The following is a 26,541-nucleotide window of genomic DNA, read 5'->3' on the forward strand; positions in this document are numbered from 1 at the left end:
ACAATTTCATAGAATTTTCAACTAAATATCCTGAATTTTTAGTATGTTGTAGTGTTATTTTTAAGTCAACAAAATGATGCGCTGCCCTCAGGGCTGACATTTCGTTGAATCAACCAAACTACCGCAAAACATGAAGAGAACACTACGCGTGCTCGCCTTGGGGCTATTCATACCTATTGTGGGCTTCTCCCAGGAAATCCAAATTACCAACATCGAAATAAAAGGGGACGACATCCATGTGAGCTATAACCTCCTGGATGAACGACTGGACAGAAGCTATTCTGTCCGATTATATACTTCAGAAGATAACTACATCAACCCCATGGAGGATGTTTCTGGGGATGTAGGCGTGGACATAAATGTAGGTCCCAACAAAAAAATTAAATGGCAAGCCAAGAAAGAACTTGGAGAGGACTTTCAGAAAGGAATAAAACTCGAGCTTAAGGGTCATATCTATGTGCCATTCATACAACTCGATGGCATAACAGAAGGAATGGTGCTGAAAAGAGCCACTCCTACCGATTTAGTCTGGGCCGGTGGACGAGGAGACAATATTCTCAACATCGAATTGTATAAAGGAGAAAAGCTCATGAAGAACTTCGATGAGTTTCCAAATACTGGAAAAGCCAGCGTCATGATTCCTACCCGAGTAAAACCAGGATCTGGTTACCAGTACAGAATCAGCGATAGTAAGAATCGCGATGAAGTAGTGTTTTCGGAAAAATTTTCAGTCAAACGAAAATTCCCACTTGTCCCGAAAATAAGTCTCATAACCATGGTTGGGATAGCTAGCTACTTTGTTATAAAAAGTCTGATACCTGAAAACATTCCAGACATTTCCGAACCGCCAAGTCCGCCATCAAGATGAAAAGATTAATTACTATTATTTGCTTTGGACTTGGCCTATCTGCCTGGTCGCAAACACCGACATATAAGTGGCTATCAGGGTCTCAAACCGCAAGGGCTAAAAGTATTATAGAAACCACAAGTCCTGATCCACGACAGGGGGCCGTATCATTCACTGATTCGGAAAATAACTATTGGCTGTTTGGAGGTGAGCGCTCCAACCAATCCGCCTCGAATGGCATATTCAATGACCTCTGGAAGTACGATACCTCAACTAAGACTTGGACATGGATAGAGGGAAATCCGATCATTGAGCAACCAATTCCCGAGTATAATAACTCGCTGATATTTGATGGGATAGATGATGAAATCATCCTGACAAATGATCCTGTGGAATATGATCAGGATTTCACAATAGAAATGGCAATAAAACGCCCTTCAGATTTCATTGATCGTGTTTCGATCCTTTCATGGTCGTCTACGAACGAATCATCCATTCTGGTAGGCTGGTCCATAGAGCTTGTAAACAACGGACAAGAAATCTCATTATTCAAAGATGGCTTTAACGTTTTCGACGTTAGTGGATTAACTCTATTTGATGACAACTGGCATCAAATTTCTGTCGTTTTTGATCCCAAAGAATCAAATATCGAAGGTTCCTACATTTACATTTATGTGGATGGAGCCCAGGTAGCCTCCCATTTTGGAGACATACTAGAAAATCAAGACCCAAACGATGACCATGTCACCACGATTGGTGTCCGTAGAGGGTTTGGCTCATCCTTCTATTTTGATGGACACATAGATGAGGTTCGCTTTTGGAATGATGTGAGAACCGCTGATGAAATATTCTATTTCCGCAACACAGAGCTACAGGGAAATGAAGAAGGGTTAGCAGCATATTACGATTTCAATCAAGGCCTTGCCAATTCAGATGGAAACTATGAAACCGAACTTTTAGACAAAACTGTGAACGCTAATCATGGGATGCTCGGTGATGTCTATCGGGAGGGCGTTTTCGTAGGTCAAATGGCCGAGGTACGTGTGTGGAATTCCGTGCTGGATGAGAATCAGATAAGAAGTGTGGCGTATCAACGAGTGACCGGGATTGAAGCGAATCTGCAGGCTGCTTACAATTTTTCAACTGGAGTACCAGACGCTGACAACACTGCACTGTCTACGATTGCTGACATCACTGTAAATGGAAGAGTAGGAGAAATCAACAATTTTAGTCTTGTGGGTTCGGAATCAAATTTCATTTCGTCAAATCTACCCGCTTCAGTCACCTCCTTCCCAAGTCCATTTGAAATTACCATTTCTAAAATAGGAGATTTCGACGAAGATGGATGGGACGACATCATCACAAGTTCAAGCAATACGAACATCAGCTTATTCATCAATGATGAGGCCGGTGGAATCAGTGGATATACAGAGTTTTCAGCCGTAAATGAGGTCTTTGGTTTAACAATAGGTGATTGGAACGAGGATGACAACCTTGATGTAGCGGTAACCGCACATGACGATGCGGCCAATAATCGCATCCGTATTTTCTTTGGAGATGGTGCAGGAGGCTTCCCCAGCTCATTCGATATCGACCCAGGTGATTTACATCCGACTGGCATTGAGATGGCCGATATGAATGGAGATGACAATGAAGATTTAGTCGTTTTGGTTGGCGAAAGTTTCCAGTCGTTCGTTCCAAATCAAAACGGAGAGGTGCATATCTACTACGGTGATGGAGCGGGTGGCTTCTCTTCACCGGACGTGTTTGAGGTGGGGACAATCATGTCTAGAAACCTGGCTATTGATGACTACAATGCCGATGGTGATCCAGACATAGTTCTGGGCGTTTATAATACGTTGCCTACAGTAACCGTTAGCTACATAATGAGTGATGGATTGGGAGGGTTTCACCCTGTAGATGCCCAGTTAATCGGTGGTAACTTCGTTTTAGAGGTTCTATCTGCCGATGTAAATCTGGATGGAGAACCAGATCTCATAACCACAACCGACAACCAAATTGGTGTTCACTTTTTTGCTGATGGAAGGGTTACGTCCGAAGAAACCACCGGTGTAGCTTCAGGAACCGTAAAGGAAGTTGTAGCGATTGGCTACAATGAAGCTGGGGGACTGGAAATAGCCGTGTCATCCAAATTCGAAAATATATTGTACCTCTATACTATCAGTAGTGATGGGAAAATGGTTCTGGATCAGACGTTCTATGGAACTTCTGCCGTAAGGGCCATGTCAGTGGTTGATTTTGACAAAAACAATAACCTCGATTTGATCGTACCTCAGCAGTTTGACGGTAACATAGGCATTCTATTTCAGCAGGATGATGGATTTGTGGATCCTGCACCCGTTCAGGTAATGGATTTTGATGGCCTTGATGATTTCATAGAAATCCCTGACCTCCGAACCTTTGATGACGATTTTACATGGGAGGGCTGGATCAAAACAGAAGATAATGGGCCCCTTTTCTCTTTTGTACCTGAAGGTGATGCTTCGCTCTGGGATACGGAAAATCCAGGAACTTTCTCTCTCGCGATTAAAGGAGGAGAACTCACTTTCTTGGCAGGAGCTGAATCTCCAGTAGCAGCAGAGAGAGATATTCTTCGTGATAACCGATGGCATCATGTGGCTGTAACATTCAATAAGATTGATGAACGCATTCGGCTTTTTATTGATGGCCAGCAAGTAATCGAAGATTACAGAAATATCTCTCCAGCTACATCTGATATGACATATGTCTCCAAGCTTGGGTATGCTACAAGTAATTTTTTAGATGTGATTGGCTCTGATATCCCCAATCCCATTGGGCAAAGCTCAGAGTCTAACTGGACAGAAGGGTATCAATTTACTGCTTCTGAGACAGGTCTTGCATACAGTGCCTATTGGACAGATAATGAGGGCAAATTCAATGTTTTTGGAGGGAAAGGTGTGAACGGAATGCACAATTCAATTCGTCAGTTTGACCCTCAATTACTCAGCTGGAGTACCCTTAAGGGAAATGACCTGCCAGACGAGGCTGGAAGTTATGGCGTAAAAGGAGTTTCAGATATTGCCAATATTCCTTCTGCCAGATGGGAGGTCAGTGCTGCGGTTGAATCCAGTGGTGTGGTATGGATGTTTGGAGGAGCTGCTGCTGAAGACTTAAACGGGACCTCTAACGAATGGCACAATGACCTTTGGAAATATGATCCACTAACTACCGAGTGGGTCTGGGTAAGTGGAGACGCATCAACCAATGAAACGGGAATCTATGGCACCCAGGGAATAAGCGACCCTGCCAATAAGCCTGGTGCACGCTCAAATCACAAAATGTGGTTCGATTTGAATGGTGATTTATGGTTATTTGGAGGGTTTGGGATCGATTCCCAAGGCGAAGCTGGCTACTTAAATGACTTGTGGAAATACAATACCATTACGAATGAGTGGACATGGGTATCCGGTAGCGACCTGGCAGACCAACCTGGAGTTTTCGGTTCGCTTGATGAGTATAATGATACCAATCAACCGGGCGGAAGATATTCAATGATTCAATGGATAGATTCGAACGATAAGCTATGGATTTTTGGTGGCTCTGGTGTGGACAAATTCGGCATAGCTGCCGGCTACCTAAACGACCTGTGGAGTTATGATCCAGTACTGAATCAGTGGGCCTGGCATGCTGGCTCAGATTTCAAAGGAAGCACAGGTAGCTACAATCAGACCGGCTTAAGTTCGGTTGATTACGTACCAGGATCGCGACGATATGGCACCGGCTGGATTGATCTGGAGGATAACCTGTACCTTTTTGGAGGCTATAAATTCAATCAGCTCAGCACCAGTCTCTACAATGATTTTTGGAAATACGAACCCACTACAAAAGAATGGACCTGGCTTACTGGTTTTAATTCTACTACGAATACAGACGAAACGGGCATATATGGAGGGACTAAAGGGGAAGGAACCCAACCAACACCAGGCTCGCGTCATGGTGGTCTGGCATGGGTTGATCCAGATGGTAACTTTTGGATGCTTGGCGGTTCTGAAGGTAACGGGTCTGCTGAAGGTTTTTACAATGACCTCTGGAAGTACGAACCTGTCAAGAATGAATGGAGCTATATCATTGGCAATACTGAAGTTGAATTAAACGACGGAGTGTACGGCTCGAAAGGGATAGGAAGTAGTGCAAACGATCCGAAAAGCAGATGGCACGGGGCTGCCTGGACCGGACAAGATGGAAAGCTTTGGTTCTTCGGAGGCATCAATTACAATACTTCAATAGGTAACATAGCGTGGTTGAACGACATGTGGTACTTTGATCCATCGTCTGGTGTTTATACTTGGATCGCAGGGAGCAACGTGATCAATACATCTGGCGAGTATGGAATCAAGGGAGAAGCCAGTGTTTCGCACATACCTGGCGCAAGAAGTTCTTCAGCCTACTGGTCTGATGAAGAGGGTAACTTTTGGCTTTTTGGTGGTTATGAAAGCTTCGAATACAACAATGATTTGTGGAAATTCAATCCCAATACGCTTGAATGGACATGGGTGAATGGTAACAATTTTCAAAATTCTCCTGGAATTTATGGTGAAAAGGGAGTAGCCTCGCCTACCAACTCCATTGGTGCCAGAAGGTATACAGATGGTAAGGTAGACCAAGATGGAAATGTATGGGTGTATGGCGGAGACGGACACGACAGCCAAGCGCAACGTGGATTTTTAAATGACCTTTGGAAGTACAATCCAACAGACAATACCTGGACATGGATGAGTGGAACAAACCTGAGAAATCGCGCGCCAAATTTTGGTATTAAAGGAGTCCCAAGCCCGGACAATCAACCACCAGCAAGATACTCGCACAGCATGTGGATTGACGATTCCGGCAACATCTGGATTTTTGGCGGTTTCGGACTATTTGAAGAAGTAAACCCTCCACAGAGTGCAACAAGCACAGCAACTAACCTCAATGACTTATGGAAGTATGATGTCCAGACCAATATGTGGACCTGGATGGGTGGGAGTACAGAACGTGTCAATATAGGAGAATACGGGACACAGGGAATCTTCAGTGAAGAAAACATCATTCCCAGCAAAGCTCGATCTCAGGAATTCGGAACATTTGATAAAAGCTTGTGGCTTTTTGGTGGACGGAATGGCCTTAGCTACAATGATTTTTGGCAGATAAAATTTACGCCTGGCCTTCCAACATTGGAATCTCCAAGCGAAATATTACAAAACGGCTTTTCTTTCAGTTATGATGAGCCCTGGGCAACTGAGTATGACGTTCATATCGCCTTCTCTGAAGATTTCAGTGACGAGTTTTACGCTGAGAGACAATCAACCAGCTCTTACACGAGTATGAGTCTCAATCCTGGAAGCATATATTACTACAAAGTGAGAGCCGTCAACGACATTGGCCTTTCGGAATTTTCAGACCCTCAGCAACTTTTAACATTGCCATATACGCCAGATTTGCAAGACCCAGGGCTTGCATTCACAGCGTTAACATCTACAGAAGTAAATATAAGTTGGGCGGTAACCCCGGGCATATTGGACGGTTACTACCTCTCCATCTCAGAGGATGCTACGTTTGAAAACGAAACAATGGCACTTTCAGGATATACCGCAAAAGAATTACCGGTGCTACAAGCAGAGTTTGTTTCAGGTTTAACTCCTGGAACCAGGTATTTTGTACGCATTCAATCTTTCAATACCTCCGGCAATTCACCTTTTTCCGAAACATTGTCTTTCCTGACAAAACCGCAAACAGTGACTTACAATACGGAGACAGTGATTTCAGAAGTTACTCAGAATTCGGTTGTCCTCACCTGGGATGCCGTGCCTGAAGTATTGGACGGTTATGGAGTCACTATATCCACACTTGACGATGGCTTTACCGATGCTGGAGCTTTCCTTACGGCTTATGATGGAGGTATTCGATCAAAAGAAAACACGATGCTCAGCATAGAAGGGCTTACATCTGGAACGTTCTACTATGGTCGCATCTCAGCGATTAACTCCTCTGGAGAATCTGACCAACCGGATAAAATAACCATTCTTACCGCACCTTCATCCCCTGTATTCGATTTGGAGTCCGCAATACTCACAATCACGCAAGATGAAGTGACTTTCAATTGGGAAATTCCTGACGGCTTCTTCGAAGGCTATTTCCTCGAGGTATCTACGGACTTCAGCTTTGCGAACGCTAATTTGATGTTACCAGAATATGGAAGAGGTGGAACTCCGAAGTTGCTGGGGCAAGGAGATTTAACAGCAACAGTAGATGGCCTGCAACCTGGTCAAACCTATTTTGCACGAATACGCGCATTCAATTCCGCAGGAGTTTCTCCAAATTCAAATATTTTGGCCTTTACTACGGTTCCCTCATCTCCAACCATTAATGCTCCAAACAACATCACACAAACTGGAGCCTCTATTAGTTGGACATCCATTTCCGGAGCTGAAGTTTATTTCGTAGACCTCAACTCATCACCAACATTTGATTTAGAAACGACTGTTTTTGTAAACTTCCCACTTGCTGTGCCATTCATTGTTATTCAAGATTTGGAACCGGGCATCAGGTACTATGCAAGGGTGCAGTCCAGCAATAGCAGTGGAGATAGTGGTTCATCTGGCACAAACGACTTTGGATCGGTTTCATTCATCACGATTCCGAATACTCCAGCGCTCAACGAGCTGTCAGACTATACTCAAAGCGCCTTCACAGTTAGCTGGCCTGAAGTAGTTGGTGCCAGCTCATACATTGTTGACGCTTCGGACAATTTTTTCCAAACTTTTCTTCCGGGATTCAACCAGAGAGAAGTCATGACCAATCAGCTGATCATCGAAAACCTTAGTCCTGGCACAGAGTATCAGGTAAGGGTGCGTGCGAAAAATGAATCGGGTAGCTCTCCTAACAACGGCATATTCGATGGCGAGACATTGCCAAATACACCCATTGCCAGAGATGCCTCAAGTGTATCGGCCAGTGTTTTCTCTGCCAATTGGGATCCATCGGATGGCGCAGATTTCTATGTATTGGAAGTATCAAAAGATGATTTCCAAACATTCCATTACAATGAACAACTGACCTCATCGAACCCAGTGCAGATGACTAACCTGACTGCCGGAGCAACCTACAAGTATCGTGTCAAATCAGGCAATAAGTCTGGTTTCTCGCCTTACTCCAATGCCATCTCCGTTTTAGCTCAAAACAATGCACAATCGTTGAATATCAGCACTGTTGATTTCGATGATCAATTTGGGGAAAGTGCCACTTCAACAACGGTGACGGCTACCTTATCCGGAGGTTTTGGGGATGCTCAGGTTCATATCCGATACCGTGGCATTTTAAGTGCATTGTGGTCAGAGCTCATTGAAATGAATGGATCTGCAAACACTTTTACATTTGAAATCACCAGTGCGATGCTTGATGATGCCGGCGTAGAGTTTGAAATTTATGCCAATGACCAGATCACCTTTGTGGAGAGTCTGGGCAATGTAATTAAACGCTCATTTAGTGAGTCTGAAAGCTCAGAGCTCCCTTCACTGGTGTTTTCAGAATGGCAGATGATTGCCATTCCTTACATCCTTGAAAACAAACAAGTCACCAGTATTTTCAACGAACTGAGTTCACTGGAATACAAAAAGGGGTGGCGACTGATGCATTATCAGGACGGTGGCTATCTGGACGCGATCACTGGGTTTTCTAACATAGAAATCGGTTTAGGCTATTGGCTAAATGTGCTGGAACAAGTATCCATCAATGTGGGAGCTGGTACCACTAATTCAGAAATTCCATTTTCAATCACACTAAAACAAGGATGGAATCAAATTGGAAATCCATTTAATACCCAAATAAATTGGAATCAAATATTGCTAAGCAACAGCGCTAGCTCGGTGGACAACCTTTTCATCTACGACGTAACTCGGAAAACGTTTACTCAAAGCAACACCCTGTCTCCGTTTACAGGAGCGTATGTTTGGGCTGATGCAGAAACACAATTAGATATCATCCCGGCATCAGGCGGAGGAAGAACTTCCAATACTGAAAGCACACAAGCAATTGTGGGTGCCGACGGGTGGAAGCTCCCGTTAAGCCTGGAGTATCAAGCCAAATCCTTGAATATTGCTGCATTTGGAATGAACGAAAAGGCCTCTGATCTGAAAGATACGCATGACCAATTGGCTCCTCCTCGTTTTGAAAGCTATATCGAGATGATCACTACGCACGAAGCTGCTGTTTATCCCTATTTCATGACGGATATTGCTAAGCGACGAGCCGAGCATGTTTGGTCATTTACGTTGGCCTCTGGCCACCTCAAAGGTCTCGTTTCTCTTAAATGGGATAGGCTTGAGTTAGATAGGTACTTCGGATTATGGTTAGTGGATGAAAAGACCGGGAAAGTCATTGATATGAAAACAGTGAATCAACACGACTTCTATTTCAATGGAAGCAACGACATTTCATTGCATTACTCTGAAGATCCGTCCTATGAAGTACTACCAAAGGCACTTACGCTAGGTGATCCTTATCCAAATCCTACAAAGGGAATGACGACTGTGCCACTGCTGCTTCCAGAGAAAGCCAAAATCGAACTTTCGGTGTATGATCTCAATGGAAGAAAAGTGAAGACACTGGTAGACGGAGAATATCAGGCGGGTTTTCACCCAATTACATGGAATCCATCTGATGATGATGCCATTAAAAGTGGAATCTACTTGTATCGCCTATCGTTCAAGGAAGATGCATCTGCTCCAATCACCAAAAAATTAATTATCAAGAAATAAACTGCTCATGAAAAAGATTAACATAATTCTATTACTGCTCAGCTTTTGCGGGCTCAATAATGTGGATGGGCAGATTGTTTCCAGTCGCTCAAATGAAATTGAGGTGGCCTTTCCAGACACCACTATCAATACCTCTTACGCTCAAATCGAATGGATTTCTCCCCGGCTGGAGTACACGAATCTGGAGGAAGGCAGAATCGAAATCAAGGCAGAAGTCACCTCTGAAAGACCCCTGAAAAGTATTATTTTATACATTAAAAGAGGCCCCAAGAAGACCTTGCTTGCCTCACGAACGGTTTACATTGAAGATTTCAATAAAACAAGCGTAGACCTGGACATGAAAGTCTTTGAAGGAGAAACGTGGCTGGAGATTGAAGCCATAACCATGAGTGGCGGTGTCACTCGCGAATTTAGAAACGTGAAAGTAGGCATGGACGCAATTGGTAATGCTGTAATGGCAGATAGAAAAGACTATGCATTGCTTTTCGGCATCAATAAGTATGATCACTGGAGTGATTTGGTAAACCCAGTGTATGATGTCCAATCCATTGCAAAAGAGCTAGAAGAAAGGTACGGTTTTCAGGTGGAAGTGGTACTTGATGCCGAACAAAACGAGGTAATGACCAAACTCAGAGAGTACGCACAAATCAACTACAAACCTCAGGATCAGCTTTTCATATTTTTCGCAGGACATGGTCAATATGATGATGTGTTTGGAGAAGGCTTTTTAGTTGCCAAAAATTCACTTAGAAACGATGTAAGTAAAAACTCGTACATCTCACACAACAGGATTAGGAGTAACATCAACAATATCCCTTGCGAACACATATTCCTTTCCATGGATGTCTGCTTTGGAGGTACGTTCGATCCTATGCTGGCGTCATCCAGATCTGCAGCTTATGAGCTCACAAACGATCGCGAATATTTGGTAAGAAAGCTATCCAAGAAAACAAGGAAATACCTAACCTCAGGTAGTAAGGAGTATGTTTCAGATGGTGTCGCAGGTGCGCACTCTCCATTCGCTAAAAACATGTTAGAAGCTTTAAAATCGAATGGAGGTGAAGATCGAATCTTGATTCTTGACGAAATCAAAGCCTACATGGAACGACTAAAATCGACTCCACGATTTGGTGCCTTCGGAAGCGATGTGAACGGAAGTGACTTTGTTTTTATCGCGCGATAAAATCATTGAGCCCTATCTAAAAAATGTACTTCCTGAATTTTGTCAAATCCCACCTTGTACATGACTATGGCATAGATTTTTCGACCTTCCCCGAAGACCACTTCCTCATGCTCTATCACGGTATTTCCAATGGCGATGCGATTGAGCAGCTTGCAATTCAGATCTGGAGTTCGATCAAACATTGAAGCATACTGTGTCCGCATCGTGGATATTCCTTGATAAAGAAGTTCGTGTTTCTCGTTATACACCTTTACCGTATCAGAATATGGTTTCAAAAAGGCTTCAATGTCCCGCTTATTGTAAGCTTCCAATTGCTCGTTTGCCAGTTCTTCTGGTGTTTGTGAAAATAGGGTGGTCGCCCATCCTAAAACAAACAGCATAGCTAGAATATGTCTCATGACCTGCTTAGTTTAATTGCATTTAGTACATCCGTTAAAATATCTTCATGGTGCTCCAGACCGACAGAAAGTCTGACCATACCATCTGTAATTCCCACCTGATTTCTTTCTTCTACCGACAACTTACTATGTGTTGTTGAGGCAGGGTGTGTGGCAATGGTTCGCGTATCTCCCAGGTTTGCAGACAAGGATATCATTTTCAACTGATTTAGAAACCTTCGCCCTTGATCAACTCCTCCAGCCAATTCAAAAGTAACAATGCCTCCACCCTTTCTCATTTGCTTCACCGCCAAATCATGCTGTGGATGTGATTCAAGAAAAGGATATCTCACAAAATTTATCCCTTCTGCCTGCTCAATCGATTTTGCTATCGCAAGTGCATTTTCACAGTGCCTATCCATTCTTACAGCCAGTGTTTCCAGACTTTTAGATAGTAGCCATCCATGAAAGGGTGACATGGTAGGACCTGAATGACGAGCCAAGAACTTGAGTTCAGGATAAAGTTCTTGCGTGGTAAGCACGGCACCTCCAAGAACACGACCTTGTCCATCAATGTATTTGGTAGCCGAATGAGTGACCACATCAGCACCCCACTGCGCAGGGTTTTGAAGATATGGGGTGGCAAAGCAGTTATCCACGTTGACGATCAAGCCATGCTTCTTACCTAAGTTTCCAATCATTTCCAGGTCTATCAGATCGAGTGCTGGATTCGAGGGTGTTTCCAGAAACAACATCCGCGTATTCGGCTTGATTGCACGCTCCCATTCATCAGGCTTATTCCCATCAACATAGGTGTGGGAAATGCCCCATTTGGGTAGAATATTCGTCAAAATTTGATGAGTAGAACCAAATAGCGCTCTGGATGCTATCAGGTGATCCCCTTGCTTCAAAAAAGCTGCAATGCTGGTAAACATGGCGGACATTCCGCTCGCAGTAGCAATGCCTTTTGGTAAACCTTCAAGCAAACCAAGTTTGGTTATGAATTCATTCGTGTTCGGGTTAGAGTACCTCGAATAAACATTTCCCTCTTTTTCTTCTGCAAACTGGGCTCTGGCATCTTCTGCATCATCAAAAACAAAACTAGAAGTCGCATAGATCGGAACCGAATGTTCTCCATTCGTAGATCTTTCTGTTTGCTCCCTGATGGCTAATGTTTCAAACTGTTTATCTTTCACCTAATTTTTTTTTTAAAATTAGCATCAAAAGAAGTGAAAGAAACAACTGTACAGGAACTAAAAAAGATGATCGATGAAAACGTCGATTTCCAATTGGTAGATGTGCGTCGTTCAGACGAGTTTGAATTTGCAAACCTTGGAGGGGAGTTGATCCCCCTTGACACAGTACCTCAAAATGTGGAGAAATTTGCCAGAGATAAGCAAGTAGTGGTGCAGTGTAGAAGCGGAAAAAGAAGTGCTGATGCCATTCATTTTCTTGAACAGAATCACAGGTTTGACAATCTGTATAACCTGAAGGGGGGCATCTTAGCCTGGTCCGATGAAATAGATCCCAGCGTGCCAAAATACTAGCTACATAATTTGATCATAAAAGACACGTTCACTTACATTCATCCACACACTTATATCCTTACGAAATTTATCAAATGCCTCATAAACCCGCTTACTTGGGGCATCCTTCTCACATAATTCAGCAATGGCCTCTTGGGTATAGCCTTTAAGTGCGGTCAAAACTTCCGTTGGAAAAGGAGCAACCTTCACATCTGTTTCGTTTATGATTTTCTGCAAATACTTTCCGTTTCTGGCATCAAATTCTGCTCCCATCCATCTGCTTGTTCGATAGCATGCCGTGCGCACGATCTCTTGGAGGTCGGAAGGCAGGGCATCAAACTTTGGTTTATTGATCATCATTTCCAACGCCGGTCCAGGTTCATGCCATCCTGGATAGTAGTAGTATTTAGCCACATTGTAAAAGCCCATCAGGTAATCGTGAAAAGGCCCAATCCACTCTGTAGCATCTATCACCCCTCGCTCAAGGTTGGTATAAATTTCTCCTCCTGAAACTAACACAGGAGTTCCGCCCGCCTTCTCCAACACCTTGGCTCCAAGCCCCGGTATCCTCATTTTCAAACCCTTTAAATCATCAATGGTCTTGATTTCTTTTTTGAACCAGCCCGCCATCTGCACGCCCGTATTTCCGCACAATATTGGCTGGATATTGAATGGTGCGTATAACTCTTCCCAAAGCTCCGCACCACCTCCAGAAATAATCCAGGAACCCATTTGCTGAGCATTCATCCCAAAAGGGACAGCCGCAAAAAACTGTGCCGCAGGCACTTTGCCTGACCAATAGTAAGCCGCCCCATGATTCATTTCTACGGCTCCATTGCTCACTGCATCAAAACCTTCCAAAGCAGGTATCAACTCTCCTCCTCCATACACTGTAATCTCCATTCTTCCACCGGACATGGCTTTCACCCAATCTGCCAACTGCTTACACCCTTCGCCCACCACAGGAAAATTGGGCGGCCAGGTAGTCGTCATCTTCCAACGGTACGTATTGTTGAAATTGATATACGGGCCTTGACTTTTTTCTTCTGCCTTGATGCAGGAAGCCAAAGTGGAAGCACCTGCAGCGGCGAGTGCAGATTTGGTAAGGAACTTGCGACGTTTCATGGAAGTACTGTTCTTTTCCTTCCGAAGATACCGCGTCTGATACGGTATGGCAAACGATTACTTCACCTCCTCTTTGCCATCTGCATGTAAGGCAAATCTTCCCTTCTCTCGCGGATGTACAAACTCCTCTTTTGGCCAGGGCCAGCCACCAAACTGTGTGCGCTGATACTCACGGAAGGTTTCATAGATTTCCTCCTGCGTATTCATGACAAACGGGCCTTGCTGCACCACAGGCTCCCCAATGGGTTTACCCTGCAAAAGCAACAAGTGAGCCTCTTCATTTCCATTCTTTAAGGTCACTTCTTGATCCGCATACAGATCGGCACCTTGTTGCACATTCAGTGCCTGATCATCAACCATGATGTGCGACCCTTGATAGAAATAGATGGATCGGTTGATCTCCTTATCAGCAATGGGCAGCTTCAATGTGCCGTTTGCTTGAATCTTAATCAACCATATAGCTACTCCATTCGCAGGATTGGCGGCCCAGGAATCAGGCGTGGTATCCAACGACTTAGTTTCTTCGAAATCTCCAGCGACAATGGTCACTTCAGCATCGGATGTCTTATGAACCGGAATGTCCTCCGCCCACAGCATCTTGTAGTGTGGCTCCACAAACTTGCTTCGCTTAGGTAGGTTCAACCAGATCTGAAAAAGCAGCAGTGGGTTGCCTTTGTCGTCATTGACGAGTGGGAACATTTCCGAATGCAAAACACCCTTCCCAGCAGTCATCCACTGTACATCTCCATGCCCAAACCTCCCTGTAGCACCCATGCTGTCCGAATGATCGACCAGCCCTTCCGGCACAACAGTAATCGTCTCAAAGCCTCGATGCGGGTGCTGCGGAAAGCCGGGCACCTGCTGCCCATGGTACATACGCCAGCCATCCTTGATCGTAAAATCCTGACCAATCATCCGTCCATTGAAGTGCTCAGGGTCAGAACCCATCTCTTCATTACCTTCTGGGAATAAGTCGCGGTGATACACACAGAAAAGAAAAGGATCTTGTGTTTCCCATGGAAACCCTAGTGGTTTGATTTGCTTGATTGCTGACATGCTACTTCAGATTTTTATTGATAAACTCCTAACTCCCGTGCAGAGTTCATCATCACAGTCGGCTGTTGCGGCAAATCATCCTGCCGTAAGGAAATTATCCCCCATAAGACCCATTTGATATTTCGAGCGGATAGAATGTTCTTCACATTCATCTTTCAATAGCAGAAAGCGGGACCTGTTTACTCTTTATTTTTACTCTATGAACCGAGTAGCAATATTTTGTGGATCCAAAATGGGCAATGACCCGGCGTATGCTGAGGCAACGAAGGAATTGGTGAAAGCCATCGTGAAGAAAGGCGTTGAGATCGTGTACGGTGGTGGCGATGTTGGGCTGATGGGTGTAGTGGCAGAAACTGCATTGGAGAATGGCGGAACCATCACCGGCGTAATTCCTGACAAGCTCTACGAGATGGAGGTGGCCCACACGGGTATCACTAAGCTATACCGTGTAAAAGACATGCACGAACGCAAAGCGCTCATGGCCGACCTTTCCGACGGATTCATTGCCTTACCCGGTGGTGTAGGCACGCTCGAAGAAATGACAGAAGTAATGACGTGGGCACAAATCGGCTACCATTCCAAACCATGCGCCTTCCTCAACACCAAAGGCTACTACGATCACTTCATTGCCTTCTTCGATCACATGGAAGGCGAAGGCTTTTTATACAAATCAATGCACGATCAGGCCATTGTGGAGGATGATGTGGGGAAGTTAGTGGGGAGATTGATTTGAAGTAGCTCTCTACTTTTCTTGATTGATTAAAGTCTTAGATAAGATTTCCAATCATCCTCTCCTCTCTTATTTTCTATGGTTCGGCCAACAATTCTGTATTGGTGATCATCCTTGGTATAAGTAACTCTGTCCGTTCCGCAAAAACGAAGAATGAATTTTGAATTATTGTCAAATGCTTCATAAAATATATCGCATGAAGCTAGTTTCAGAATATTGTTCATGTTAATTGTGCTAGCCAGCTCTCGAAAACTAACAGGAATACGATTTTCCTTTCGAATAAATTGCGCAATCGCACCAACAACACCACTTTCAAGTTTTACATCCGTGATGGCAGCATATTTTCCTTCAACATAAGAGCCCGAATAAAGCATGCTGGTTTTACTGATTTCAGTTGTATCTATAGCTCCAATGGCAATCACTTCACTGAGGTATTTTTCCTTCTCCAATCGAGATGGTAGTCCAATTACTTTTTCTATTACCTTATTCTGAAATTTAAGCCGCTCCAATTGCCTATCCTGATAACTATTGTAAATGAATCCGAAAAGTGAAGCCGCGAAGCTTAGCAGTCCTGCAGATAGCAAGAATTTGATGAATGGGGTTGGTTCGTTATTTTCAGCCATATGATTATTGATATAATTGAGAATTACTGAGTTTGTTTGCTATGGATTCTAATGTTCGCCAGCATTCAGAACCGTAGGCAGAGTTACCTTTTTCACACTCTCTCGAACCAGCAGGTTGTGGAATGCCATATTCTGATTGTGTATTGCTGCTCTTCAGAGGTAAGAACTATATCAGAACCTACGACGAAAATTTTCACTTTGATATCATCCTGTCCAAAATTGGTTTCTAAATAGCTATCGGTATTTTGAACAATCTCATAGCCCATCTGAGTAAGTCCATTTGGCAATGAACTGAATGCATTAGCCGCATCAAGGACCTTGATTTTTGAGGAAGAGGAATTGGGCTGCTCACTCCAAACATCAGTTGATGTGGACTCTTGAGATACGTCTGGCTGTGTAGCATTTGCCGAGGTTTGTGATCCTCTTATTGCCATTCCACTCTTGCATGAGAAGCTGAGTATCAAAGGAATGAGAAGACAATATTTTAGAGGTTTCATAATGGCACCAACCTATTTCTTTTTATACATTTTCATTCAATATACTCTTAAAACTAATCCAACCTGAATTAACAATACTTCTACTTTTTGATCATATGATTGTGGTATAAGATCGCCCCCATTAAATCTTCGATCTGCACCAGAAATGCTATGATTAGAAGTTAGATAATCCATGGAAATTCGGGCTCCAATTCCATCCCAATCATGCAGTAAGCTGAATCCAAAAGAATATCCGAATCCTGTATCATCCACTGATGCTTGTCGCAATGGATATCGGTTTGAACCATCGGGTGATTGAATTCTAAAAAAGTAGGTCTCCAGATCATTCATTACACCTGTCCCCTCAAAAGATAAGATAAGTTTTTCTCCAAATTCATTTGAGCTAAGCTCAAAATCATATCCAATTCCCAATTGAACAATTCGTGATTTCCAGCTGTCTGTTTCTACACTAAACGGAGCGTTAAACGCATCATTCAATGCACCGGCAATCGGCTTTGGATCATATGAATTCCACAGCCAATTAAAATTGAGTATTCCATACAGCCCTCCTTTGACTCTAACTCTAGCCTTCAAGGCAAATGATCCATTTGTATTGGCACAGCCGCAATGTTCTTCCCAATCACTTAGCTTCTCATTATTAAAATCACCAAGGGGTACAGATAGTCCGCCATAGAAGCCGATATCAAGGCCAGGTGTATTGTCATCTTGTCCAATAGCAATGAATGAACATGCTAGGAGAAGTAATGACGCAAAACTCCTATTGGATAGTATGTAATCGCTCATTCCAATTGAATTAAATCAATCTGAACCAGATTTAAACAACTGTCCAGCTATTCTTGTGTCTATAATGACACCAAAAAACAATCCAATATCCCATTCCTTTCTCACCTTCAAATCTCCAATGAATGGGTCCTTGCCATATTCAAAATCATCGTAATCTCCTTCAGCGATATAGTTTCTTCTTCCACAATGAATTCCGGCTGCAAAAGATCCGCCTCTTGCAAAATCATAAGATGCCCCGAGAAAAAAATTTTCCTTCAGCTGATCATCGAGTTGTGCACCTACAACGATACCAAGCCTATCTGCTCCATTATATTCATTCGGAGTGAACAGGAAGCTTCTACCAGCAGGATAAAATGTAGCCATTACTGTCAGAACTCCTCTCATGTTTGGATCATCCGCAATCAGTGTAGAGTCAGTGGTTATAGCTGTACCACTAATGGCTACCTTCTCTATGTTTTGAGGATTTCTAAGAGATGTTTTAAATAAACCAGTAGAAATAGATACATGATATAGGTCAGCAACCTTAACAGTATTGCTGAAAAGTACTTTGTTAGTTCCATCTTCTATTTTTGTAAGCTTAACTTCAAAAGTTCCAGTAAAAGGTCCATAGGATCCAAAATCTATTGCTTCGTATTCTACTTCATCTTCATCCCCAAGATCACTATGATTCTTTGCGCCTTCATTTGGAGCAAACTTCAGATAGGAAGGACTGTAATCTCCTTCTACTTCTAATTTAAGATTTGCGGGGTGCTCACAAGAAACACAACTGATTACGATGAAATTGTAAACATATTCTTGAAGAGCTGTTGTTGGTAATCCTGATTTTATTAAGCGTCCATTCTCATCAATAAAAATATAGACTTGATTCCCCTTCCTGTAGATATTCCTCTTTTTGTCATACTTGATGTTAAACTCATCAATGTAATCGTTTGCCTTGTCAACATAGTCAGTTATTAAAGTGATTACTCCGGACCCAACTACAGGAGGGTCATCCACTTCATTTTTAATCGCCAATATTTCTAATGAATTTTCCGTCGTATCGCCAGCCTCGATGTAGGTGATCTTACATTGCGTCTTCGCATCTCCATCAAGTACTAAATGGTCTTTGGTAATAACAAATGGAAGCCTCGATTTATTTCCTTGTATATATTCTGAAGGAGCAATTTGTTTGTCACCAATTATCAGACTTATTCTTGAAATTTCATCATTCGGAATCCCTTCAATATTTATTATTCCAATTTCTTTATCAGATCCCTTAGGATCATATTCAATTTCAAACTTAAATCCATCTGCCTTCTGAGATTTTAGATCATCGTATTTAAAATCCGTCGAAGAAATTTCCTGAGCACATGGAAGTGATATAAAAATCCCACTTATTAGGATACTAAGTGTTATACGTAGCATGGTGTAATGTTTAAGTAGTTAAGAATTCTTTCTATTGGTATGATATAGCTATGATGGTCGTCTCCTGCTTTAGCTATTCCGATGACTCTTCCAAATAAGTCAACCACTGGAGCCCCAGAATCACCTCCCATTGACAATTTTGAAGTCATAATTACATCATAGGTTGTATGACCATCAACTGTTACAAATGTTGAAAATTCAATGATTTTACCTTTCTGATAACCAGATGTTCTGCCGCTAAGTGAAACACTTAGACCCTCATGTTCTTGGCCAACTGATAATTTTCCTGTTGGCCCGTTAGAATTTAAAATTGAAGCTGATAAATCAATAGGATTTGTTAGTTCAGCAATCGCAGCATCTAGGTAATCTGACCTCCTGCCTTCAATGACGGTTCCAATGACGTTGCCTCCTCCATCTTTTTTACTTGGTGAGACAATGTCAAAATTTATTTCATTGGAATCTTTAAAATCAAAAATTGAATTTTCAAATTCTAGTGAACATAGCACATGGTAGCAGCCAAGCAAATAGAACTTTTTAACCCCATTATCTTCCCTGAATACTTTTAGCCCAATCGTTCCAGTTGCCTTATTATCGTTTCTTACCCTGCCAACGCTGCATCCCGGTTGCTTAGGAAGGACATTCTGACAAGTCTGCTTGGATTGATTGGGATTATAAATATGATCTGACACATCTCCTGAGCCAATGACGGTAGTTGGAAGGTCATAAAATGCTCCATTATCTTCAAATCGTATTGATTGGGGAACAGGGTTTGCCAATGCAGAATCCTGCTTATGTTGATTGACAATAAAAACTAGCCTCCAGTCATTTACATCATTCTTTGTATCAATTTTAACGCTATGCAAACCGTCATACTTCCCAGCCCATTCATTTTGATGCGTTGATTTTGCAAGCCTTAATATTCGCTTTTTCTCCTCATTGGACATGCTATCAAATTCTGTTTTGGAAACTGCAACTTTGTTAGAGTCGCTCGACCTAAAAATGATATCCTTTAGTCTATCAAGTAGGTCTATTGACTTTCTTGAAAAGAAGCCAAAAATGAAAGACAGCACTACCAGCCAATAGCTCAACCCGTCTAGATTAATGTCTCCTCCTTCTGTTAGAGCCTCAATACTTAAAATCAATACTATAGTTACTAACGGGCTATACATAAGCTTTGCCCAATGAACAGACTGTTCTTTTTGATCAAACTCCCCTTTTCGAATGGCTTCTGTTCCATGAAATAAAAGACTAGCCAATACTCCAAAAAGTGACCAAAAAATTATTTCAATAAATGTATAATAGCCCGTCAACCAAAAGGGAGAATTCTCCGAAAACTCATATCCATTTAGGTACAAGCGTAACTCAGTAGATGGCAATGATTTAATAGCCAACCATAATGATGGAAAATCAATCGAGTCTGAATATCCGACATGTAGCAAATAATCTTGGATTAAATGCTTAGATGTAGTAGTATCAATATTATTTGTATCATCTATTACACCAACTATAAAATCAATTTGCCCTTGAGAAAGGCTAACCTTTTGCTTCTTGTCTTCACCTATCAGGCAAGTTGTATGTATGACGATATATATAAAAACTAAGGCTCCTAAAATGCCAGAATACTTCCTAATCCATTTCTTTTCAAGCGACATGGTTTGTCCTGATCTTTTAAACCAATTCATAACTCTTGTATCTATTTACAATTTTAACCACTCCCCAATCTTCCCCTTATTCTCTTCGAAGAGCTGCTGACCAAAAGCTTTGAGGTTGGCCATGTTTTCCTGTGTCGCACAGTCCATGTCTGGATCAATACCGGTTGTGTCCGGGTCCAAATCCTTATCTATTCGGAGGTACTGATCCGGATTGTCGATGGTGCCATAGATCTTATCTAGTTGGTAATGAGCAACATCAGCAGAGCCGGACATCATGATGTCGATTACGGGCTGCACCCATTCGGCCATGCCCCATTTCTTGGCCTTCTTGTATGGGTAGGATTTGCGATTATGTCCAGTACCGATGGAAAGTATTTTCATGTCCTTGGCAGTAGCCTCTTCTCCATCAATTTCGAAGATGGTTCGGCCCTCGGCATAGGCCACTAAGGATGGGTTATTTACAAAGACGCCACCGTCAATAAGCGTGTAGGCGTTGCCCGCTTCGGATGTCACTTGCTCGCATTCGAAGTAGGTAGGAGCTGCCGACGTAGCTCTTGCTACATCCCTTACTTTGAAATTATTGTCAGGATCATTCTTGGCTTTGTGTTGTCCAAAGAAATGGCCTTTCCTATTTTCTAGATCATAGGTAGTAATTACACAAGGTTTCATCAAATCTTTCAACCAGACATCCCCGAAATAATCTTTGAGGGCTTTTTCAATTCCTTTTGCTGGATACTTTTCATCAAGGATACCTGCGGCTGATCGCACCTTGTGAAAGAACGGAACATCAAAGATGTCTTCGCCCCTTTCGAAATAAAGGCCTACAACTTCTTCCGCTGAAAATTTGGGTGTATTGGGCTGGTTAGGGTTTTCCAGCAGGAAGGCGCAAGCAAGGATTCCACCGGTGCTGGTGCCAGCCACCATATCAAAATCTTGCGAAACTTGAACTCCAAATTCGCGTTCTATTTCAACAAGAATTTGTCCTGGGACGATTCCGCGTATTCCTCCTCCATCAATGGATAAGACTTTCTTGAGTGGCGGCATGTTCTTTTTGGTTTGGTGAATTTCTAACTAAAGATCACCATCCCGTTGGATAAAAACAATACCTAACTTGGGGTATTGTTGCAGAATACGAAGAATCTTATTGGATATTTTGAATAGAAGTGATTCCGTTGATTAAAACATTATCATATGATAACGTTTTCAGTGTTTATTCACCTTCACTTTTTTAAATCCGAAGAAGGCCACTAAAAGCGCTAATGCTACAAATATGAGTCGGGATAATTTTTTCATAACTGGTGTTTTTTAATTGCTCCATAAAGTTCGTCAGTTATGTGCCTGAATTTCAATCCCCAAAATGTGGTATTCTCTTAAAAAACACGGTTTTTCATCGAACGTTTTGGATGATCGATAGAAAAGCGATTCAGTCCTCCGAGTTGCTTTCAAAAAACACCCGTGTCTGTTTTTTCATGCGATAGCCAAATATCATCATAACAGGGGGGTAGAGCATATATACAAAACCTGCGATGATATGATTAATGGCTTCATTACCGAAGGGATGTAAAAAAGCCACGATAGTGGAAATAAAAGGTATCAAACTCATCAACAAGTTCTGCTTTAGACTCATTTTTGTCAAAAACGCCTCATATGCATCGAGTTTGAGCTCAGCTCTTTTCTTATAAGCATGCCTATATAGCCAGGCCATTGCCATAAATATCAGCGTAGCACCTGCTCCGTAGGCAGTCATCAACAGTGTCATGTTTGCACCATTCATCTCTCCACCAAAGTCTCGAAAGAAGTTGTCAGGCATTCCAAAAATGAACCCGGAATAAAGCTCAACAAGAAATCGTGCGAGAAACTTGAGGGGATATATGTATATCAGAACCAGAAAGAGCAAGAAGGTGTTGACGGTGACAGTTTTCGTATTTTGAAGTCCATACCTCAAGAAAAAAACATAGTGTTGATACCAAATCACAACAATCAACACAATGCAAATAAAAGAGGGCAGAATATCGTGGATGGACTTTCGCAATTGATCAAAGGTCTCAGGAACAGAGGAAGACAGCACCACCAAAGTGAACGCCACAGCAAAAACAGCATCACTGAAGGTTTCAATTCTCGTTTGATCCAGTCCTCTATATCTGAATTTTGGATCTAACCCCACCAATTGGTTTTTCAAGTTCCTCATTAGCTAACAATTAGGGGCTCAATGATAACCATTCATCTACAAAATCACCCCTTGATAGAAAATAAAAAGGTGGTAAAGAAGCTTGGCGTTTTTCTCTATTGGAAACCAACTCTCAAACAACTATGAACTACAACAGAAAATTTTTAGGCATGCTCGCCCTCTCGCTCATCAGCTTTGCAGGACTGGCACAATTAAGCACCCCTCCAGGAGGTGGTAGTCAACGATCCTACGTAAGACAACATATAGGAGGCGTAGGCACTGTAGCTATCGAATATAGCAGCCCTGGAGCAAGAGGTCGTACCATCTATGGAGCAGTAGTCCCTTATGGATTCAACAACCTTGGCTTTGGACTGAGCTCAGCAGATAACCCATCTCCATGGCGTGCAGGTGCAGACCAAAACACTACTTTCACTTTTTCTCACGCAATGAAAATTGAAGGCAAGGAGATTCCTGCTGGCACATATGGCTTCTTTGTAGCACCTGCTCAGGATGGACCTTGGACAGTTATTTTCTCCAAGGACAACAATCATTGGGGCAGCTTTTTCTACAAAGAAGAAAATGATGCGCTTCGCGTTGAAGTAGCGGCCGAAGATGCGAGCGTCCATGAATGGTTGACTTTCGAGTTTATCGATCGCACAAATACTTCAACCACAGTAGCCTTAATCTGGGGAGACAAAAAGCTTCCTGTTAAAATTGAGCTAGCAGATCCTGTTGAGGCACACATGACCCAGCTGACGGCAGAGCTCAATAATCAGCTCGGATTTAGCTTTCAGAACTACGTAGCTGCTGCAAGATACGCTTCAAGTGTTGGCGAACATGACCAAGCACTGCAATGGGCAGATGCTGCAATCAGTGGCCCTTTTGTTGGACAAAAAAACTGGGGAACCATGTCAACCAAGGCGGCAGTTTTAACAGCCGCAGGACAAGCTGACGAAGCACAAACGGTGATGGACGAGGCAATCAAACTGCCAGGTGCAAATGCAGGAGCCATACATCAATATGGAAGACAATTGATTGCTGCTGGGAAAGCCGATAAAGCACTTGAAATATTTAAGTACAACCAAAAAACCAATGAAGGTGCCTGGCCCACTAACTACGGCTTAGCAAGAGGCTATTCTGCAGTTGGCAATTACAAGCAAGCGCTTAAATATTTGAAGTTGGCGAAAGCCAATATTCCGGCCGGCGACACGCTAAACGGCCCAATCATTGACCAAAACATCGAAAAACTTGAAAAAGGAGAAGATATCAACTAACTATCATCAAAATGACATTAAGCCCACTTACGGTGGGCTTTTTTGTTCCCGCTAAACTCGCTTAGTTAATATTCGTAATAATCAATCTCACTAAAGTAAATATCCATGCAACGTACAATTACAATTTTTGCACTGGTCTTTTTTGCTCTAACAACTTTGGCAAAAGACCCAGGAATGAAGAAAGGAACTCCAGCCATTGTTTCAATTTCAGTCTTGGAGTTTAATGAAGAAGGTATCCTTTTCATTGGCGACTCAAAAGGAGGAACCATTTATGCGATAGATCTCAACGATAGCCAGGTTAGCAGCAATGATAAGGCGTTGAACATGCTTGATCTCGAAGATAAACTTGCTGGCATGCTTGGTACTACGGCGGACAACATCATGATCCATGATATGGCTGTCAATCCAATCTCTCAAAACATTTACATGAGCGTCTCCAGAGGCAGAGCCAAATGGACATCCAGATGGGAAACTCCAAATGATCTGGTAGATGCTGATATCCTAATCAAAGTCTCCCCTTCAGGAGAAATGTCAGAGGCAAGTCTTGAAAACATAGAATTCTCCAGTATCTCAATTCCGAATCCCATAGATGCAAACGTTGCCCATCGGTGGAAAAAAGGAGCAAAGCTGAGATCAGATGCAATCACAGATATCGCCTTCGATGATGGTAAAATTTATGTCTCAGGTCTTTCCAATGAAGAGTTTCGTGCCGCACTATGGACTTCATCATATCCATTTTCAAAGGATGTGAGCGCAAATACGCTTGAGATTTTTCATGGCGCACATGGAAAATGGGAAACGGCATCCCCCATAAGAGCCTTTCTACCTTACCAGCTCAATGATCAAAAGCAACTATTGGCGGCTTATCTCTGCACACCTTTAGTGACCATTGATGCTAAATCTTTAGAAAGCAATCAACATGTAAAGGGCCGAACCGTAGCAGAATTCGGAGCAGGAAACTTTCCAATAGACATGGTTTTATATGAAAACAATGGCAAAGACTACATATTGATGTCCAATAGCGCATTGCCGCTGCTACTGTTTGATCCAGAAGATATTGCCAATTATAAAGGTGAAATTACCGAGGAGGTCGAAGGGTACCTTGCAGGCGTTAAGTATACACCACGTTCCGGTAGTGGTGTTCAGCAGCTCGCAGATTTCAACTCGAAGTATATTCTCGCTACACAACGATTACCAAACGGAAAGCTTGTGTTAACTTCACTATCAAAAGAGTGGCTATATCCATGAAAATTACAATTTCTAGTATAATAAAAGGAGGCTCTTACAGCCTCCTTTGTTTTTTATTGACAATCAATTTTGTCTCAGCGCAAAGTTTCTTTTCAGCTCAAACTTTGCCACAAACAGCGAATTATGGTAGCATAACGACCCGCCTGGTACCTGAATCCATCGTTGACTTAATTCAAAAACAAAACTTCACTTTTGAACAATGGGCTACTTTCTATCATGTAAAGACCAATCCAAATGGTCCGGCAGTTCTGGGGTCATATAAAATTGTAAATAATCACCTGGAGTTTTCTCCAAAGTTTCTGCCGGATGCCAAGGTTAGATACATTGTCACTTTCTCGTATCCCAACCTTGCGCAGCTCTTATCTAGTCAACTCGCTGAACAGGCGGTTTACAGTGATATAGTGTCCTTTGAGCCTCCCGAGACCACCCAACCAGAAATAACTTCGGTAATACCCAATTTGGAGATTGTTCCGGCCAACCTGCTCAGGTTTTATGTATACTTCTCTTCCCCAATGGGCCTGGAGAATCCATATGACTTCATTAAGATCGAGGATAGCGAAGGAAAGACGCTAGTAGATCCATTCGTGATTGTCCCCGAGGGGCTTTGGAACATAGACCGAACAAGGTTGACCTTGCTTCTTCATCCAGGCAGAATTAAACAAGGAGTGGGGCCCAACATGACCGAAGGTGATATTCTTCGTGCTGGCAATGTGTACACCTTAAAGATCGATTCAAAATGGAAAGGTGCGAGTGGTGAGCCATTGAAAGACAGTTTTTCGCGCCCTATCAATGCCTCCAATCCGCTCAGAAAAGCAATTAACGTGAATCTGTGGGCACTGAAAGCGGAACAAAACCAGATCGGCATTTTGACCATCGTTACAGATCACCCGCTGGATCAACCACTGGCAAAGCGTATGCTTTTTATTCGAAATAAGGAAGGAAAAATTCTGCCTTCTCAGGTAGAATTTACCAGTCCTGAGGAAATGAAAATTCTGTGGAGGCCTGATGGGTCTACAGATTTGGAACTACACATCGACCCACGGTTGGAAGACGTCTGCGGCAATACTCCGCTCTATGCCTTTGACTTAGACGGGGAAACAAGGGTAGAATCCAGCAAAGAAATCATGTTGACTTTCAAAGTACAATAGGCATAAAAAAAGGGAGCACCTTGGTACTCCCATAGCCGATCCCAATGTGCTGGTTGGATCGAACTTTCGATTCGACAAGTGTCGAATCTAATCACCGCCTAATTTACTCGCCTGTAAATGTAGA

19 protein-coding genes are annotated in these 26,541 nt (G+C 42.7%); 8 read left to right on the forward strand and 11 right to left on the reverse strand.

Annotation, left to right across the window (positions count from 1 at the left end):
• Positions 1 to 130 precede the first annotated feature (130 nt).
• From ABJF57_RS14375 to ABJF57_RS14385, 3 genes are read left to right on the forward strand one after another with little or no spacing between them, the layout of a single operon-like run.
• On the forward strand, positions 131 to 868 hold the full coding sequence (locus ABJF57_RS14375; RefSeq protein ID WP_462230270.1) for a hypothetical protein: 738 nt from the start codon (positions 131 to 133) through the stop codon (positions 866 to 868).
• Complete coding sequence (locus tag ABJF57_RS14380; protein WP_462230272.1) at positions 865 to 9,624, forward strand: Kelch repeat-containing protein; 8,760 nt, start codon at positions 865 to 867, stop codon at positions 9,622 to 9,624. The genes ABJF57_RS14375 and ABJF57_RS14380 overlap by 4 nt, the downstream gene beginning before the upstream one ends.
• Before the next feature lie 7 nt (positions 9,625 to 9,631).
• Positions 9,632 to 10,807 (forward strand): caspase family protein, encoded by a 1,176-nt coding sequence (locus tag ABJF57_RS14385; RefSeq protein ID WP_462230274.1) that lies wholly within the window; start codon positions 9,632 to 9,634, stop codon positions 10,805 to 10,807.
• A 2-nt stretch (positions 10,808 to 10,809) separates the two neighbouring features.
• Here the strand turns inward: ABJF57_RS14385 and ABJF57_RS14390 are convergent, their stop codons facing one another.
• Together ABJF57_RS14390 and ABJF57_RS14395 are read right to left on the reverse strand one after the other, a co-directional pair.
• Positions 10,810 to 11,205, reverse strand: coding sequence for a nuclear transport factor 2 family protein (locus tag ABJF57_RS14390; protein ID WP_462230276.1), 396 nt, complete (start codon positions 11,203 to 11,205; stop codon positions 10,810 to 10,812).
• Entirely contained in the window at positions 11,202 to 12,380 is a 1,179-nt protein-coding gene (locus ABJF57_RS14395) for a trans-sulfuration enzyme family protein (RefSeq protein WP_462230278.1), read from the reverse strand. Before ABJF57_RS14395 ends, ABJF57_RS14390 begins: the two co-directional genes overlap by 4 nt.
• A 33-nt stretch (positions 12,381 to 12,413) precedes the next feature.
• Between ABJF57_RS14395 and ABJF57_RS14400 the strand changes: the two genes are divergently transcribed.
• Positions 12,414 to 12,731, forward strand: coding sequence for a rhodanese-like domain-containing protein (locus ABJF57_RS14400; RefSeq protein WP_462230280.1), 318 nt, complete (start codon positions 12,414 to 12,416; stop codon positions 12,729 to 12,731).
• On the opposite strand, the gene ABJF57_RS14405 is transcribed toward ABJF57_RS14400, so the two are convergent.
• Together ABJF57_RS14405 and ABJF57_RS14410 are read right to left on the reverse strand one after the other, a co-directional pair.
• Positions 12,732 to 13,835 (reverse strand): TRAP transporter substrate-binding protein, encoded by a 1,104-nt coding sequence (locus tag ABJF57_RS14405; RefSeq protein ID WP_462230282.1) that lies wholly within the window; start codon positions 13,833 to 13,835, stop codon positions 12,732 to 12,734.
• Positions 13,836 to 13,892: 57 nt separating this feature from the next.
• Positions 13,893 to 14,891, reverse strand: coding sequence for a pirin family protein (locus ABJF57_RS14410; protein ID WP_462230284.1), 999 nt, complete (start codon positions 14,889 to 14,891; stop codon positions 13,893 to 13,895).
• A 199-nt stretch (positions 14,892 to 15,090) separates the two neighbouring features.
• Between ABJF57_RS14410 and ABJF57_RS14415 the strand changes: the two genes are divergently transcribed.
• Positions 15,091 to 15,624 carry an LOG family protein gene (locus tag ABJF57_RS14415; RefSeq protein WP_462230286.1) on the forward strand — a complete coding sequence of 178 codons (534 nt, stop codon included), beginning with the start codon at positions 15,091 to 15,093 and terminating at the stop codon, positions 15,622 to 15,624.
• A gap of 26 nt (positions 15,625 to 15,650) precedes the next feature.
• Here ABJF57_RS14415 and ABJF57_RS14420 read toward each other — a convergent pair whose 3' ends face one another.
• From ABJF57_RS14420 to ABJF57_RS14450, 7 genes are all read right to left on the reverse strand, one after another.
• Positions 15,651 to 16,244 (reverse strand): hypothetical protein, encoded by a 594-nt coding sequence (locus ABJF57_RS14420; RefSeq protein WP_462230288.1) that lies wholly within the window; start codon positions 16,242 to 16,244, stop codon positions 15,651 to 15,653.
• A 92-nt stretch (positions 16,245 to 16,336) separates the two neighbouring features.
• Positions 16,337 to 16,741 carry a hypothetical protein gene (locus tag ABJF57_RS14425; protein WP_462230290.1) on the reverse strand — a complete coding sequence of 135 codons (405 nt, stop codon included), beginning with the start codon at positions 16,739 to 16,741 and terminating at the stop codon, positions 16,337 to 16,339.
• Positions 16,742 to 16,777: 36 nt separating this feature from the next.
• A complete protein-coding gene (locus ABJF57_RS14430; protein WP_462230292.1) occupies positions 16,778 to 17,524 on the reverse strand; it encodes a hypothetical protein in 747 nt (248 codons plus the stop codon).
• A gap of 15 nt (positions 17,525 to 17,539) precedes the next feature.
• On the reverse strand, positions 17,540 to 18,928 hold the full coding sequence (locus ABJF57_RS14435) for a hypothetical protein (protein WP_462230294.1): 1,389 nt from the start codon (positions 18,926 to 18,928) through the stop codon (positions 17,540 to 17,542).
• Positions 18,916 to 20,610, reverse strand: coding sequence for a chymotrypsin family serine protease (locus ABJF57_RS14440; RefSeq protein WP_462230296.1), 1,695 nt, complete (start codon positions 20,608 to 20,610; stop codon positions 18,916 to 18,918). Before ABJF57_RS14440 ends, ABJF57_RS14435 begins: the two co-directional genes overlap by 13 nt.
• A 15-nt stretch (positions 20,611 to 20,625) precedes the next feature.
• Positions 20,626 to 21,624 (reverse strand): CBASS cGAMP-activated phospholipase, encoded by a 999-nt coding sequence (locus tag ABJF57_RS14445; protein WP_462230298.1) that lies wholly within the window; start codon positions 21,622 to 21,624, stop codon positions 20,626 to 20,628.
• 379 nt (positions 21,625 to 22,003) lie between these two features.
• Entirely contained in the window at positions 22,004 to 22,768 is a 765-nt protein-coding gene (locus ABJF57_RS14450) for a TMEM175 family protein (RefSeq protein ID WP_462230300.1), read from the reverse strand.
• Between the two features lie 122 nt (positions 22,769 to 22,890).
• On the opposite strand from ABJF57_RS14450, the gene ABJF57_RS14455 reads away from it, so the two are divergent.
• From ABJF57_RS14455 to ABJF57_RS14465, 3 genes are all read left to right on the forward strand, one after another.
• The gene (locus tag ABJF57_RS14455; RefSeq protein WP_462230302.1) at positions 22,891 to 24,021 is read left to right on the forward strand and encodes a DUF2911 domain-containing protein; all 1,131 of its coding nucleotides are present in this window, start codon (positions 22,891 to 22,893) and stop codon (positions 24,019 to 24,021) included.
• A gap of 105 nt (positions 24,022 to 24,126) precedes the next feature.
• Positions 24,127 to 25,269, forward strand: a complete 1,143-nt coding sequence (locus ABJF57_RS14460) for a hypothetical protein (RefSeq protein WP_462230304.1) — start codon at positions 24,127 to 24,129, stop codon at positions 25,267 to 25,269.
• The gene (locus ABJF57_RS14465; protein ID WP_462230306.1) at positions 25,266 to 26,417 is read left to right on the forward strand and encodes a hypothetical protein; all 1,152 of its coding nucleotides are present in this window, start codon (positions 25,266 to 25,268) and stop codon (positions 26,415 to 26,417) included. The genes ABJF57_RS14460 and ABJF57_RS14465 overlap by 4 nt, the downstream gene beginning before the upstream one ends.
• Positions 26,418 to 26,541 lie beyond the last annotated feature (124 nt).

The sequence above is a fragment of the Ekhidna sp. genome, from assembly GCF_039940915.1.
In the GTDB taxonomy this organism is placed as follows: Bacteria; Bacteroidota; Bacteroidia; order Cytophagales; family Cyclobacteriaceae; genus Ekhidna.

Coding starts and splice junctions, on each gene's coding strand:
- ABJF57_RS14375 (WP_462230270.1), top strand. CDS start 131: ATGAAGAGAACACTACGCGTGCTCGCCTTGGGGCTATTCATACCTATT.
- ABJF57_RS14380 (WP_462230272.1), top strand. CDS start 865: ATGAAAAGATTAATTACTATTATTTGCTTTGGACTTGGCCTATCTGCC.
- ABJF57_RS14385 (WP_462230274.1), top strand. CDS start 9,632: ATGAAAAAGATTAACATAATTCTATTACTGCTCAGCTTTTGCGGGCTC.
- ABJF57_RS14390 (WP_462230276.1), bottom strand. CDS start 11,205: ATGAGACATATTCTAGCTATGCTGTTTGTTTTAGGATGGGCGACCACC.
- ABJF57_RS14405 (WP_462230282.1), bottom strand. CDS start 13,835: ATGAAACGTCGCAAGTTCCTTACCAAATCTGCACTCGCCGCTGCAGGT.
- ABJF57_RS14410 (WP_462230284.1), bottom strand. CDS start 14,891: ATGTCAGCAATCAAGCAAATCAAACCACTAGGGTTTCCATGGGAAACA.
- ABJF57_RS14415 (WP_462230286.1), top strand. CDS start 15,091: ATGAACCGAGTAGCAATATTTTGTGGATCCAAAATGGGCAATGACCCG.
- ABJF57_RS14420 (WP_462230288.1), bottom strand. CDS start 16,244: ATGGCTGAAAATAACGAACCAACCCCATTCATCAAATTCTTGCTATCT.
- ABJF57_RS14425 (WP_462230290.1), bottom strand. CDS start 16,741: ATGAAACCTCTAAAATATTGTCTTCTCATTCCTTTGATACTCAGCTTC.
- ABJF57_RS14430 (WP_462230292.1), bottom strand. CDS start 17,524: ATGAGCGATTACATACTATCCAATAGGAGTTTTGCGTCATTACTTCTC.
- ABJF57_RS14435 (WP_462230294.1), bottom strand. CDS start 18,928: ATGCTACGTATAACACTTAGTATCCTAATAAGTGGGATTTTTATATCA.
- ABJF57_RS14440 (WP_462230296.1), bottom strand. CDS start 20,610: ATGAATTGGTTTAAAAGATCAGGACAAACCATGTCGCTTGAAAAGAAA.
- ABJF57_RS14445 (WP_462230298.1), bottom strand. CDS start 21,624: ATGCCGCCACTCAAGAAAGTCTTATCCATTGATGGAGGAGGAATACGC.
- ABJF57_RS14450 (WP_462230300.1), bottom strand. CDS start 22,768: ATGAGGAACTTGAAAAACCAATTGGTGGGGTTAGATCCAAAATTCAGA.
- ABJF57_RS14455 (WP_462230302.1), top strand. CDS start 22,891: ATGAACTACAACAGAAAATTTTTAGGCATGCTCGCCCTCTCGCTCATC.
- ABJF57_RS14460 (WP_462230304.1), top strand. CDS start 24,127: ATGCAACGTACAATTACAATTTTTGCACTGGTCTTTTTTGCTCTAACA.
- ABJF57_RS14465 (WP_462230306.1), top strand. CDS start 25,266: ATGAAAATTACAATTTCTAGTATAATAAAAGGAGGCTCTTACAGCCTC.